13 protein-coding genes are annotated in these 13,003 nt (G+C 49.3%); 7 read left to right on the top strand and 6 right to left on the bottom strand.

What is annotated here, in order from left to right:
- Window positions 1–165: 165 nt before the first annotated feature.
- The 4 genes from B5D63_RS03505 (at window position 166) to B5D63_RS03490 (ending at window position 3,608) form a co-directional block, all read left to right on the top strand.
- Window positions 166–1,419, top strand: a complete 1,254-nt coding sequence (locus tag B5D63_RS03505; protein ID WP_235021451.1) for a DUF2130 domain-containing protein — start codon at window positions 166–168, stop codon at window positions 1,417–1,419.
- Between the two features lie 32 nt (window positions 1,420–1,451).
- Window positions 1,452–2,081: an HAD family hydrolase gene (locus tag B5D63_RS03500; RefSeq protein ID WP_078667367.1), complete on the top strand. Its 630-nt coding sequence runs from the start codon at window positions 1,452–1,454 to the stop codon at window positions 2,079–2,081.
- Window positions 2,082–2,312: 231 nt separating this feature from the next.
- Entirely contained in the window at window positions 2,313–2,954 is a 642-nt protein-coding gene (locus B5D63_RS03495; protein WP_078667366.1) for a DUF4136 domain-containing protein, read from the top strand.
- 33 nt (window positions 2,955–2,987) lie between these two features.
- Window positions 2,988–3,608, top strand: a complete 621-nt coding sequence (locus B5D63_RS03490) for an outer membrane beta-barrel protein (RefSeq protein WP_078667365.1) — start codon at window positions 2,988–2,990, stop codon at window positions 3,606–3,608.
- 181 nt (window positions 3,609–3,789) lie between these two features.
- Here B5D63_RS03490 and B5D63_RS03485 read toward each other — a convergent pair whose 3' ends face one another.
- The 3 genes from B5D63_RS03485 to B5D63_RS03475 all read right to left on the bottom strand — a co-directional run bounded on the left by B5D63_RS03485 (window position 3,790) and on the right by B5D63_RS03475 (window position 7,267).
- On the bottom strand, window positions 3,790–4,806 hold the full coding sequence (locus B5D63_RS03485; RefSeq protein WP_078667364.1) for an FAD:protein FMN transferase: 1,017 nt from the start codon (window positions 4,804–4,806) through the stop codon (window positions 3,790–3,792).
- Window positions 4,807–4,876: 70 nt separating this feature from the next.
- Window positions 4,877–6,058 carry an MFS transporter gene (locus tag B5D63_RS03480; RefSeq protein ID WP_078667363.1) on the bottom strand — a complete coding sequence of 394 codons (1,182 nt, stop codon included), beginning with the start codon at window positions 6,056–6,058 and terminating at the stop codon, window positions 4,877–4,879.
- Window positions 6,059–6,088: 30 nt separating this feature from the next.
- Window positions 6,089–7,267 carry an acyl-CoA dehydrogenase family protein gene (locus tag B5D63_RS03475; RefSeq protein ID WP_078667362.1) on the bottom strand — a complete coding sequence of 393 codons (1,179 nt, stop codon included), beginning with the start codon at window positions 7,265–7,267 and terminating at the stop codon, window positions 6,089–6,091.
- Window positions 7,268–7,487: 220 nt separating this feature from the next.
- On the opposite strand from B5D63_RS03475, the gene B5D63_RS03470 reads away from it, so the two are divergent.
- Entirely contained in the window at window positions 7,488–7,925 is a 438-nt protein-coding gene (locus tag B5D63_RS03470; RefSeq protein ID WP_078667361.1) for a YciI family protein, read from the top strand.
- 83 nt (window positions 7,926–8,008) lie between these two features.
- Here the strand turns inward: B5D63_RS03470 and pyrF are convergent, their stop codons facing one another.
- Complete coding sequence (gene pyrF, locus B5D63_RS03465; protein WP_078667360.1) at window positions 8,009–8,830, bottom strand: orotidine-5'-phosphate decarboxylase; 822 nt, start codon at window positions 8,828–8,830, stop codon at window positions 8,009–8,011.
- 251 nt (window positions 8,831–9,081) lie between these two features.
- Window positions 9,082–10,179, bottom strand: coding sequence for an Mrp/NBP35 family ATP-binding protein (locus tag B5D63_RS03460; protein WP_078667359.1), 1,098 nt, complete (start codon window positions 10,177–10,179; stop codon window positions 9,082–9,084).
- Window positions 10,180–10,306: 127 nt separating this feature from the next.
- Between B5D63_RS03460 and B5D63_RS03455 the strand changes: the two genes are divergently transcribed.
- A complete protein-coding gene (locus B5D63_RS03455) occupies window positions 10,307–10,963 on the top strand; it encodes a carboxypeptidase-like regulatory domain-containing protein (RefSeq protein ID WP_078667358.1) in 657 nt (218 codons plus the stop codon).
- A 115-nt stretch (window positions 10,964–11,078) separates the two neighbouring features.
- Window positions 11,079–11,963 (top strand): 3-hydroxyacyl-CoA dehydrogenase family protein, encoded by an 885-nt coding sequence (locus B5D63_RS03450; protein ID WP_078667357.1) that lies wholly within the window; start codon window positions 11,079–11,081, stop codon window positions 11,961–11,963.
- A gap of 430 nt (window positions 11,964–12,393) precedes the next feature.
- Here B5D63_RS03450 and B5D63_RS03445 read toward each other — a convergent pair whose 3' ends face one another.
- The gene (locus B5D63_RS03445) at window positions 12,394–12,993 is read right to left on the bottom strand and encodes an IMPACT family protein (RefSeq protein ID WP_078667356.1); all 600 of its coding nucleotides are present in this window, start codon (window positions 12,991–12,993) and stop codon (window positions 12,394–12,396) included.
- Window positions 12,994–13,003: the final 10 nt, after the last annotated feature.

Raw genomic sequence — 13,003 nt, 5'->3', positions numbered from 1 at the left:
TATTTACTATTGTTTGTGCCGTTTATGTTGAGCGGAAGGAAGTCATGTTCCTTCCTTTTTTTATTCGTTTCCGGCGAACTTGCTTAAACCCTATCTTTACGTAATTTTTGTACTGAAATTATGGGAACATCTATTACCTGTCCCAATTGCAGACACCAATTTGTCATGGAGGATGCATTTGCCGCAGACATTGAAAAGGAAATGAGGGGGAAAATGGAATCTGAATGGCGTAAGCGCCTCGATTCCCTGCAGGCCGAGAAAAACAGCCTGCTGACGGAGAAAAACCGCATGGCGCAGGAGCGCCAGCAGATAGAAACGCTCCGGCTGCAACAGGAACAGGAAGTGGCTCAACGGCTGCAGGCCGAAAAAAAGCGGCTACAGGAAAGTCTAGCGGAAGAACTGCGCAAATCCATTACAGCTGATTATGACAACCAGCTATCCACCCTCCGGGAAGCCAACCAGGAGCAGGAAGCCCGTCTCCGGGAAGCCCGCAAACAGGAACTGGAATTCCTCCGGAAAGAGCAGGAACTGAAAAATAAAGAGCAGGAACTGGAACTGGACCTGCAGAAAAAGCTGATGGAAGCCCGCGGCGAGCTGGCAGAAAAAATCCGTAAGGAAGAAGCAGAACGCAATACACTGAAGGATACCGAATACCAGCTGCGCATGCGCGAGCTGGAAAAACAACTGGAAGACCAGCGTAAACTGGCGGAGGAAATGAAACGCCGCGCCGAACAGGGTTCTACCCAGTTGCAGGGCGAAGTGCAGGAACTCGTGCTGGAAGAAATGCTCCGCAGCACATTCCCGTATGACGAGGTGACGCCTGTGGGCAAAGGAGTGCGTGGGGCCGACTGCGTACAGCTGATACGTAATTCCTTTGGCCAGGAATGCGGCCGTATTATCTACGAAAGCAAAAGGACCAAAGAATTTACGCGCGACTGGATAGAAAAACTGAAAGCCGACATGCGCAGCCAGGGCATCGACGTGGCCATCCTCGTAACACAGGCCATGCCCCGTGATATGGAACGCTTCGGAGAAAAAGAAGGTATCTGGATCTGCACCTTCGCGGAAGTAAAATCACTCGCTTATGTACTGCGCGATGGCATCATCAAAATCGCCGGCAGTATCCGCACCCAGGAAAACAAAGGGGACAAAATGCATATGCTCTACGGATACCTCACCAGCAGCGAATTCGCTGAACAATGGAAAGCAATCCGCGAAGGCTTTATGTCCATGAAACTCTCCATACAACGCGAGCGCGACGCCATGGAAAAACTGTGGAAAGCCCGCGAAAAACAACTGGAAAAAGTACTACTCAACGCCGCACATATCAAAGGCTCAATAGAAGGTATTGCCGGCAGCGATTCCGTAGATCTCAAACTATTGGAAGACGCCGCCGATGAATTACCGGACAGCCTTTAAACACAATCGCTTTCTAATTGTCTCATTAACCTATGAAAAGCCAAACAAATAACGTGTACGACACTATTATTTTTGACCTGGGATCGGTACTGATCGACTGGAATCCCCGTTATCTGTACCGCAAAATATTTGCGACAGAAGCAGAAATCGACAATTTCCTGCAGAATATCTGCACGCCTGACTGGAACGAAGAACAGGATGCCGGCAGAAGCCTGCAGGAAGCCACTGAAATGCTGGTCACCAGCCACCCCGCACACGAAGCGCAAATCCGCGCCTACTACGGCCGCTGGAAAGAAATGCTGGGCGGCGAAATCCCCGGATCTGTGCAATTGCTACGCCAGCTGAAAGACAGTGGCAAATACAAATTATACGCACTCACCAACTGGTCTAACGAAACATTTCCCCTCGCCCTGGTGGAATTCCCCTTCCTGCAATGGTTTGATGGTATCGTGGTGTCCGGCCGCGAAAGACAACGCAAACCCTTTCCCTCTTTTTATCAGCTCCTCCTCAGCCGTTACCAGGTGGACGCAGAACACGCCCTGTTCATCGATGACAATCTCCGCAATGTAAAAGCTGCGGAAGCGCAAGGCATCGACAGCATCCATTTCGTTCATCCAGAGCAGTTAAAAGATGTATTAGTTTCCAAAAACATATTAAACTAATCATCTTTGTTAAAAGCTCATTTTGTTAACCCAACTTTCATTTTAGGATTACCTTAACAATTCTCCAGTAAACTTCCTGTAACTTCTTTCTATCCAAAGCGTTGAATAATAGGATAAACGGAAACTTCCCTGCAGCCGCGTGCCAGCCGGCGTTATATGTTAACATTTGACACGCACTCCGCTGTTAACCTTTACGGAAGAGACCTATCATAAAAATAAATACGCGAGGATATGAAAAGAACAATGTATTTACTCAGTGCTGTTGCCGCTCTCGTGGCAATGATGTCCATCAGCAGCTGCCGTAAAGACCCCTTGAAGGACATGACAGACGAGGAGTCCCGGATTTATATCACCAACCACGATAACACGGCTGATTTTAAATCCTATACTACCTTCAGTATCGTTGACTCCGTGGTCGTACTTAGCAGGAACAGCGATTCCGCCAAAAAAGCCCTGACCACCTACGACAAACAACTCATTGCGTCTGTGACGGCTGCCATGAAACAGAGAGGCTATACTCAGGTGGACAAATCCGCCAAACCTGATCTGGGCATTAATCTTACCCGCATCGACAACTCCTATACCAGCATTAACTGGAATCCAGGCTGGTGGGGCGGTCCCGGCTACTGGGACGCAGGATGGTGGGGTTATCCCGGTGGCGGCTGGTACTGGCCTTCTTACTACACCGTATACCAGGTCAACGAAAAACAGACCGCTATCGATCTCTTCGATCTGAAAAACGCGAAGAACGACAAATTCAACGTTGTATGGAACGCCCTGTGGCGCGGCTCAGGCGTATGGAATACCAGCAACGTAGACCCAATGGTACAGGCTTCCTTTGCACAATCAGCATACCTGAGCAAAAGCAAATAACGCCCATTCCGAAAATTTTAAATTGATAGAGAGATGAAAAAGATAAAAAACTGGCTGTTGATTTTCGCGGGATGTATCGCTGCACAGGCTGTGTCTGCGCAAAGCCGTCCGCCTTTGTCCATAGACATCAATTACTCCATTGCCCAACCACTCGGCTCCCTGAAAGACTACACCGATAAAACCAGCTTCCGTGGCTGGAGCGCCGGTTTGTCCTATATGCTGAACGATCGCCTGTCTGTAGGTGTACGCAGCGGCTATCAGGATTTTTATGAAAGAATACCCCGTGCGGTATACCCCGACAAACAAGGGGACGTTTCTGCCGTACAGTCCCGCACCCTGCAGGTAATACCCCTTCAGGCTACGGTAGGTTATGCTTTCACACCGGCCACCAGTGCTGTGATTCCTTACGGTGTGCTGGGCGTAGGTGCCGCAAATATGAATTATGAAAAATATTGGGGCGAGTTTGTAGAGAAGAAAAACAGCTGGCAGTTTATGGTCAGCCCGGAAGTGGGTATCAACGTGCCTTTCGGCCGCTACTCCCCCGTTATGTTCAACGCCAACGTACGGTACAATTATTCACCGTATAAGTACAACGATATTACCAACTACAACACCGTTCAGGCAAACGTTGGTATTAAAGTACACATACACTAAAACATTTTTTATCCATATTCATGAAAGAGGAATAGTGAGGATGCGCCCCGCTCGTTTATTCGAGGCGGGGCTTTTTTTATTTTGGGATTTTTTGATTTACGATTTTTTGATTTTGCGAATCATTAAGCGGAGACAATTAGCAAACTTGTTTTCGGTAATCGTGAAATCAAAAAATCGTAAATCAAAAAATCCCAAAATACCGAAAGCCCGGGCTACGCGCCTCCTTTATACTGCCATCCGCCGCTTTGTAGATGTACAGCGCCTCCAGCCCATATGCCGGATGCTGCGCGATAAATTTCAACCCTTTCTCCACGCCCATTAATATCAGCGGATTATCAAAGGCGTCTGCTGTAAAACAGTCTTTCGCCATCACCGTCACACTGATGATCTGGTTGTGCAACGCCACGCCTGTCCCTGGATCGATGGTATGAGCGAAACGGGTACGCCCCTGGTCAAAAAAACGGCGGTAGTTGCCACTGGTAGCAATACCATTATTTTGCAGCTCCACCATCGCCTGTATCGGTTCATAGGCCGTATCACCGGGCGCCGGGCGTTCAATACCGACACGCCAGTTTTTTCCCTGCTGGTTCACGCCTTTGGCACACAACTCCCCTCCCACATCCACCAGATAATGTTGAATGCCCTGCTGCTCCAGGAACTTCCCCAGCACATCTACCGTATAGCCCTGTGCGATACCATTACAATCTATTTGTACGCCTTTTTTAGTGGTGGTGAGATGATCCCCTTTTACCGACAGGTAACGGTAACCCACATACGATAAAGCCTTTTTAATACTGTCTGCCGGCGGCACTCCCCGGAAAGAAGGTTTGGTAACGCCAAAACCCCAGAGATACACCAATGGCTTCACGGTTATATCAAAAATACCCTGCGTGGCCTTGCTGGTATAGATAGCTTTTTCCACCACGGTCCGCATATGTTCGTCCATCTTCACATCACCGGTGGCATTGAATTGATTGATCAAAGAGCCAGGCTTATACAATGACAACGAATGGTCTATCACAGCAAACACCGAATCGATACGGTCCCGCATAGACGCGGTGTCTACAGCGAGATATTTCACAATGTAGTAGGTGCCCTGCGCCTTTCCTTCACAGGTCACCAGCTTCAGCAGTTGTTCCTGCGCCGTTGCCGCAGTCCCGATGCATATGCTCATCAATAGCAAAAAAAACGTCTTCATAAAAAACAGATAACAAGAGTGACAGGCAGGTAAGATAATATTTTGTGCCGGGGTTTTCTGTAAAAAACAGTCAGGTATTGGTATCAGGCGCCGGCACTCTGACCAGCAAATAAGCCACTACTATAAAAGCGATACAGGCAGTAAGGAGAAAGGCCGTCAAAGCTCCGAAATGATACCATATCCAACCGGTGAGCATGCTGGCCATCATGGTGCAGATACTCTGTAAACCAGTAAAAGTGCCAATTGCCGTGGCTGTATCCGTTTTATCAGTGATAGTGCTGATCCATGCTTTGGAGATACCCTCGGTAGCTGCAGCATATAGTCCATATAACAGAAACAGGCTGGCGTACCAAAGCCAGCTTCCCGCTACACTCATGCCTGCATATACCATCACAAACAACATCAGTCCTGCAAGGAATATTTTTTTCAAGCCGATGCGGTCCGCCAGTATCCCTAACGGGAAAGCAGCCAGTGCATATATGAGATTATAAAAAATATAGATGCCGATGGTCGCATTATCGCTCAAACCTGCCTGTTTAATCCGAAGCAACAGAAAAACATCTGAACTGTTACAGAGGGTAAATACCAATAAACCAGCCACCAGCCTGCGGTAAGCGGCAGGGCTACTCTTCCAGTAATCTAAAAAAGCAAAAAAACGGACAGGCGGAGCCTTTTCTTTTGTGGGGGAGGCCGTTTGCTCCTGCAGGTATAACGACAAAATGATAGCCAGCAAACCGGGAACGAAGGCAATCAGGAACATACTACGGTAACTGCCCGGAAAATAGTAAAGAAACAAAAGTGCCAATGAAGGCCCCACCACGGCACCCATCGTATCCATGGACCGATGGAAGCCAAACACACGGCCTTTGGTTTCTGTGGTAGCTTCATCAGACAGCAGGGCATCCCTGGCCCCTGTCCGGATGCCTTTTCCGAGCCTGTCGGCCGTGCGGGCAAAAAATATCCAAAGCGGGTAAACAAATACAGCTATCATTGGCTTGGACACTGCGCTCAGGCCGTATCCAAGCCGTATAAAGGGAGTACGCCTGCCAGTCTGGTCCGACAGTTTTCCGAAATATCCTTTACTTAAACCGGCGATAGCTTCTGCAATTCCTTCCAGCACACCAATTATCCATACCGAAAAACCGATACTTTGCAGGTATATCGGCATAACGGGATAAAGCATCTCGCTGGCGATATCGGTTACCAGGCTAATCAATGAGAGCAGCCAGATGGTACGCGTCAGGTAGGTCATATCACTTGGTTTACCCGCCCGAGAAAAATGTTATTTGAAAGCATCGAAGCCGGTAACGTCCATGCCGGTGATCAGCAGATGGATCTCATGCGTGCCTTCATAGGTGAGCACACTTTCCAGGTTCATCATATGCCGCATGACAGGGAATTCGCCGGTGATGCCCATACCACCCAGGATAGAGCGGGCATCGCGGGCTATTTTGGTAGCCACTTCGCAGGAATTGCGTTTAGCCATGGAGATCTGCGCCGGCGTGGCTTTGCCTTCATTTTTCAGGACACCCAGGCGCCAGTTGAGCAATTGTGCTTTGGTGATCTCCGTCACCATTTCCGCCAGTTTCTTCTGGGTGAGCTGAAAACCACCGATAGGCCGGCCGAACTGGCTGCGTTCTTTGGAGTAGCGCAGCGCCGTATCGTAACAGTCCATCGCAGCGCCGATAACACCCCATGCAATACCATAGCGGGCGGAAGACAGGCAGCTGAGCGGCCCTTTCAATCCTTTGACCAACGGCAGTATATTTTCTTTGGGAACTCTTACATTGTCGAATACCAATTCGCCGGTGGCGCTGGCGCGGAGGCTCCATTTGCCTTTCGTCTCCGGTGTGGTAAACCCTTCCATGCCACGCTCCACGATGATGCCGCGGATAACGCCTTCAGGGTCTTTGGCCCATACCACGGCGATCTGTGCGAAAGGAGCATTGGATATCCACATTTTAGCACCATTGAGAATTACGTGATCGCCGTCTTCGCGGAAGTTGGTGATCATGCCGGCCGGGTTGGAACCATGGTCCGGTTCAGTCAGGCCGAAGCAGCCCATCCATTCGCCGGTAGCCAGTTTAGGCAGATATTTCTTTTTCTGCGCTTCACTGCCGAAAGTAAAAATAGGATACATCACCAGGGAACCCTGCACCGAAGCGGTGGAGCGGATGCCGCTGTCGCCACGTTCCAGCTCCTGCATCATCAGCCCGTAAGCAATGTGGTCCATACCACCGCCGCCATATTCCTGCGGCACAGTGGGACCAAAACAACCGAGTTCGCCAAGCCCTTTCAGGATATGCGAAGGGAAAGCAGCACGCTGGCAATAATCTTCAATAATGGGCGAAATTTCTTTCTTTACCCACTGCCTTACTGTATCGCGGATCAACAGGTGTTCTTCTGTCAACAAACCATCTACAGCATAATAATCCGGTGACTGGAATAAATCTTTAGACATCTGTTCGGGTTTAATACCCCAATATAACCAATTACGAATTACGAACGACGAATTACAAATGACAGATTCCCGCATGGTGCCGTTATCCAATGGCCGCAACAAACGGATGGCTTTGTTAAGTTATTCATAGTCAATCGTTCGCCCTTATCATGTAACGGGTAATTCGTAAATTGTGGTTGATAATTGGAAGACGTAATTCCTCATTCGTAATTCAAAAGTTATGGCAAGCAAAGTTATTCCTGCGCTTTTCCTGCTCGCATTTCTGGTTATCGTAACGGTGTCTTTTCATCCTGCTGCACTACAGTCAATATCCTCCGCTGTTCTTAGTGGCCATCAACGATCTGTTGCCGACGGGGGCATGAAATGTTACTGGATGGTATTTCTTAAAGGGGGTCCTCACCGCGATCAGCCGGCAGCAGCGGCAGCGGATATTCAGACTGCGCATATGCAGCATATCCGGCAGCTGGCGCAAACCGGCAAACTGCTGGTAGCGGGCCCGTTTGGTAATGACGGAGACCTGAAAGGGATATTTATCCTGGATTGCCGCGATAGTGTGGAAGCGGTACAACTGGTGAAGGAAGATCCTGCGGTGCGTGCGGGGCGGTTACGTTTTGAGGTGCTGCCGTGGTGGACGGAAAAAAACTGCGTATTTAAATAGCTGCCTGGGTGGCGGTTAGCTTTCAGCCTTCCTTAAATTCTTTGAGGCCGGCTAAAAGCTAACGCCAACGGCTATTGTCAGTATCAGAGGCTGACAGTGGTCTGGTTCAGGTAGGTGGCCATCTCCTGCTGATATTGCAGGGCGGCGTTACGGGCGTCGGTGGCAAAGTCTTCACCATTGCCGGCGTAGATGATACCACGGCTGACATTTACCAGCAGGCCGCAATCTTTGTTCATGGCCTGTGTGGAGATGTCCTGCAGGCTGCCTCCCTGGGCGCCTACGCCCGGTACCAGGAAAAAGTGGTCAGGAACCATTTTACGGATATACCCCAGTTGAGCAGACTGTGTGGCGCCTACCACAAACATCAGGTTATCCGGTGTGCCCCATTCCATGGCTGTTTTCATCACTCTTTCAAACAGCAGTTCATCACCCGCCTGTTGCAGTTGGAAGTCCTGGCTGCCTTCATTCGACGTCAGTCCCAGCAGGATGGTCCATTTTTCCGGGAACTGAAGAAAAGGTAATACGCTGTCTTTCCCCATATAAGGAGCTACCGTAACGGAATCAAACTTATACGTATCAAAAAAAGTTTTGGCGTATTGGGTGGAGGTATTGCCGATATCACCGCGTTTTGCATCGGCGATGGTAAAGATACCGGAGGGGATGTATTCTACCGTACGCTGCAGACTTTCCCATCCGCGGATGCCCATACATTCGTAAAAGGCCGTATTGATTTTATACGCTACACAAAGGTCTTTGGTAGCGTCTATTATTGCCTTGTTAAAGGCAAACACCGGATCTGCGTGAGACAGCAGGTGTTTCGGAATCTTTTGCATGTCTGTATCCAATCCTACGCACAGATAAGATTGTTTTTCCTTAATAAGATTCACCAATTCCTGTCGATTCATAGTCGGTTTATTTGGGGCGCAAAGTTAAGCAAAACTTAGGCATTGCGGCAGTTTAAACATATTACGATTACCTCTAAAATATTCTACTGTGGTGTATTTGTTGTGGCCGTTATGGTTTACCGACAATCATTTTGGAGGAAGATTCAATTAAAGATAAGGAAAAAAAGAATGAAGATTTTTTAAAAAACAGCGAAGATGCTGCGGATCATACCGCCTCATCTTCGCTGTAGTTATGTGCTCCCCGGGGAATCCTATACGATCACATCCACAATTCTGGTGGGGGCGATGTTGGCATTCCGCATCGCGATGCTTCTGGCGGCGGCGCCGGCCACGTCCAGGAAAGCTTTACGGGTAGTTTTGTCGTCGCCGGCCATGGCTGGTTCGCCGCTGTCGCCACCCTCACGGATGCTCTGTACCAGCGGTATTTCGCCCAGGAACGGTATTTCAAGATCTTCTGCCAGTTTACGGCCACCTTCTTTACCGAAGATGTAGTATTTATTTTCCGGCAGTTCCGCAGGGGTAAAATAAGCCATGTTTTCCACCAGTCCGAGGATAGGCACATTGATCTGCTGCCCGTTGAACATGGCGATACCTTTCTGTACGTCTGCCAGGGCCACGTCCTGCGGGGTGGTCACCATCACGGCGCCGGTTACCGGTACGGTCTGTACCAGCGTCAGGTGAATATCGCCGGTGCCGGGAGGCATGTCGATCACCAGGTAGTCCAGTTCGCCCCAGTATACGTCGGTCAGGAACTGCCGGAGGGCGCTGCTGGCCATCGGGCCGCGCCAGACTACCGCCTGCCTTTCATCGATCAGCAGGCCGATGGACATCACTTTGATGCCGTATTTCTCGATAGGCTGGATCATGCCTTTGCCTTCCACGTTCACCATCATCGGTCTTTCGCCACGGAGGCCAAACATAATGGGAACGGACGGACCGTAGATGTCGGCGTCCATCAGGCCTACACGGGCGCCATCACGGCCCAGCGCCAGCGCCAGATTGGCCGCTACGGTGGATTTGCCCACGCCGCCTTTACCGGAGGCCACGACAATAATATTTTTTACGCCAGCCAGTACGCCTTTACCTTCCGTGCGACGCGAGCTCACATTGGCCGTCATTACCACTTCCACTTCCGCGTCCTTGCTTACCATCATATGAATGGCATTAACACATGCGTTCCTGATAAGATCTTTCAACGGGCAGGCCGGTGTTGTCAGCACTACCGTAAACTTCACCTTGTTGCCGTTTATCTCTATATCTTTTACCATGTTCAACGTCACCAGATCCTTACCCAGATCGGGCTCTTCGACGTTGCTCAGGGCCTGTAAAATCTGCTCTTTCGTCATCATAAATTGTTGTTAAAATTCGATTCCTGACTGCAAAGTTAACCCAATTGGAAGTTAATTTACAACTTCTTCTTCGCGTTCATCCATCGCTGGGAGACAAGTAATTAAATTTCTATATCTTAGGGCCGGCATGCATCACAAAAGATCCTACATACTGTCACTCATCCTGGTGTTCCTTTTATCTCCTTTCCTGTTGAAGGCCCAAATTGCGGATTTCAGGGACAGTGTCATTCAGATTTCAGGTCTTACCATGACAGCGGACAGCCTCCGGGCAGTTCCGGCAGTCAGCATTATTGTCAGAGGCCAGGGCCGTGGTACCATCTCCAACGCCGCCGGTGTGTTTTCCATCGTGGTGTTCAAAGGGGATACCCTCACCTTCAGCGCCGTAGGCTTTAAAAAGAAGGACTATAAAATCCCGACCACGCTCAAAGGCAATAATTTCTCCCTGATACAACTGATGGTGGAAGACACCACCTATCTTCCGGTAACTATCATCAAACCCTACCTCAGCCGGCAGGAGTTTGAAAGAGCTTTCGCTACCATGGACATCCCCGACGATGCCTATGAGATAGCCCGCAAAAACACAGAAAACGCAAGGCTGAGGGCCATGACCCGCTACACGCCGATCGACGGCGCGGAAGGCACCAGCATGTACCTCAATAAACAGGCGCAGTCCCTGTACTACGCCGGACAGCCACCACCGCAGAATATCTTCAACCCCCTGGCCTGGGCACAATTTATCCAGGCCTGGAAACGGGGCGACTACAAACGGAAAGACGATTATTAACCGGTCATCAACAAGATACTAAAGGGTTCTCCCGATAAACGAAGAGCAACTGCTCTTCGTTTTTTTATGCATAAAACATTTATCTTGCCTTATTATCAGAACCAAAATAATCTCCATGCAAAAAGTAGCGGTTATAGGCGCAGGCACTATGGGTAACGGTATTGCACACGTATTTGCCCAGAATGGCTATTCGGTAAACCTGATAGATGTATCAGCGACAGCCCTCGAAAAAGCCATACAAACCATCGGCAAAAATCTCGACAGACAGGTGGCCAAAGGCACTGTCACCGAAGAACAGAAAACACAGACACTCGCTAATATCACCACCTTTACCGCTATCCCTGACGGGGTAAAAGAAGTCGCACTGGTGGTGGAAGCCGCCACCGAAAATGTAGCGCTGAAACTTAAAATATTCCAGGACCTCGATCAACACGCGCATCCGGAGGCGATCCTGGCGACCAACACCTCCTCCATCTCCATTACCAAAATTGCCGCCGTCACCAAACGGCCGGCAAAAGTCATCGGTATGCACTTCATGAACCCGGTGCCGGTGATGAAACTGGTGGAAATCATCAATGGTTACGCCACCGATAAAAGCGTGACACAGGAAATCGTAGCGCTCTCCGAAAAGCTGGGCAAAGTACCCTGTGTAGTCAACGACTATCCCGGCTTTATCGCCAACCGCATCCTCATGCCCATGATCAACGAAGCGATCTACTCCCTCTTCGAAGGCGTAGCCGGCGTAGCGGAAATAGATACTGTCATGAAACTCGGAATGGCCCATCCGATGGGGCCCTTACAGCTGGCCGACTTCATCGGGCTGGATGTATGCCTCTCCATCCTCCATGTATTGCACGATGGATTCGGGAATCCCAAATATGCGCCCTGCCCCCTGCTGGTGAACATGGTCACCGCCGGTTACCTTGGTGTAAAAAGCGGGGAAGGCTTCTACAAATACACCCCGGGCAGCAAAGATCTCGTAGTAAGCCCCCGGTTTTGATAACCGGTACTTCTATTTATAAATAACGGAGGGTTTTCTTATGGAAATGTTAATAATTATGCATCCCATTAGAAAACCCTTTATTCGTAAATTCCTTATCCGTAATTTGTAACTGATTTTTGATGTTGTCCGGTTTTGGACGTTCGGCTTTCGTGTTCGGACAATTTCAGCCACCTATTTACTGTATAACTTATTCATTTTCAACAAATATTTTTCTGGCATATTTCTTTATCGTCCTCGTTATCACCCTGAAATATTACCACTATGTTGAAACGTTATAGATTCTTTTTAATTGCAGCAGCCGCGGTGGCTATGGTGCTGTTATTAAAAAGGGCATGCGTTAGAATGGACATGCCGGAAGCTTCCCGGTCTCCTTATCTTTGCCTGGAACTGTTTGCCAATTTTCAATTCACCGCGAAACCAACAGCCGCTACTTCAACGATTTTATCTCCAGTCCGTGAATGTCGCGGAGACGCAAAAGGCACAGCTCCTCGTTCGTCTTTGGAACTCCTATGTCCATAGTACAGAAAAGCTGCAGCTCCTGTGACAGGACGGTGCAATTATTTTGTTTCACCACGATCATCACATCGTTCATAATGGTATAGTCGAAAGTGAGATGGTATTTTGACTCGATGTTTTTCTGAACAGCAGGCACCAGTTGCAGCACCATAGAAGCGCTCACCTTATAGGCATTGATCAGCCCCGGCACACCCAGCAGGGTGCCGCCAAAATACCGCACCACCACTACCAGCACATCTGTCAACTGTTTACTGTCTATCTGCCCCAGGATGGGTTTGCCCGCAGAACCGGAAGGCTCCCCGTCGTCATTAGCGCGGAACTGCATCCCGTCGGTGCCCAGCCGGTAGGCATAACAATGGTGAGTGGCTTTGGGATGCTCCTTCTTCACTTCCATCAGACAATCTTTCACCGCTTCAGGGGTTTTCACGGGAAACACATAACCCAGAAATTTGCTGCCCCTGTCTTTGAACTCAGCGACAGCAGTCTTGTCAACTGTAAAATAAACCTCCATCTATATATTT

It is taken from the genome of Chitinophaga eiseniae (assembly GCF_900167135.1).
Classification (GTDB): Bacteria; Bacteroidota; Bacteroidia; order Chitinophagales; family Chitinophagaceae; genus Chitinophaga; species Chitinophaga eiseniae.
Note: the sequence above shows the minus strand (reverse complement) of the source record. Positions and strands in the feature narration are given on the sequence as shown.

Coding starts and splice junctions, on each gene's coding strand:
- B5D63_RS03505 (WP_235021451.1), top strand. CDS start 166: ATGGAGGATGCATTTGCCGCAGACATTGAAAAGGAAATGAGGGGGAAA.
- B5D63_RS03500 (WP_078667367.1), top strand. CDS start 1,452: ATGAAAAGCCAAACAAATAACGTGTACGACACTATTATTTTTGACCTG.
- B5D63_RS03495 (WP_078667366.1), top strand. CDS start 2,313: ATGAAAAGAACAATGTATTTACTCAGTGCTGTTGCCGCTCTCGTGGCA.
- B5D63_RS03490 (WP_078667365.1), top strand. CDS start 2,988: ATGAAAAAGATAAAAAACTGGCTGTTGATTTTCGCGGGATGTATCGCT.
- B5D63_RS03485 (WP_078667364.1), bottom strand. CDS start 4,806: ATGAAGACGTTTTTTTTGCTATTGATGAGCATATGCATCGGGACTGCG.
- B5D63_RS03480 (WP_078667363.1), bottom strand. CDS start 6,058: ATGACCTACCTGACGCGTACCATCTGGCTGCTCTCATTGATTAGCCTG.
- B5D63_RS03475 (WP_078667362.1), bottom strand. CDS start 7,267: ATGTCTAAAGATTTATTCCAGTCACCGGATTATTATGCTGTAGATGGT.
- B5D63_RS03470 (WP_078667361.1), top strand. CDS start 7,488: ATGGCAAGCAAAGTTATTCCTGCGCTTTTCCTGCTCGCATTTCTGGTT.
- pyrF (WP_078667360.1), bottom strand. CDS start 8,830: ATGAATCGACAGGAATTGGTGAATCTTATTAAGGAAAAACAATCTTAT.
- B5D63_RS03460 (WP_078667359.1), bottom strand. CDS start 10,179: ATGATGACGAAAGAGCAGATTTTACAGGCCCTGAGCAACGTCGAAGAG.
- B5D63_RS03455 (WP_078667358.1), top strand. CDS start 10,307: ATGCATCACAAAAGATCCTACATACTGTCACTCATCCTGGTGTTCCTT.
- B5D63_RS03450 (WP_078667357.1), top strand. CDS start 11,079: ATGCAAAAAGTAGCGGTTATAGGCGCAGGCACTATGGGTAACGGTATT.
- B5D63_RS03445 (WP_078667356.1), bottom strand. CDS start 12,993: ATGGAGGTTTATTTTACAGTTGACAAGACTGCTGTCGCTGAGTTCAAA.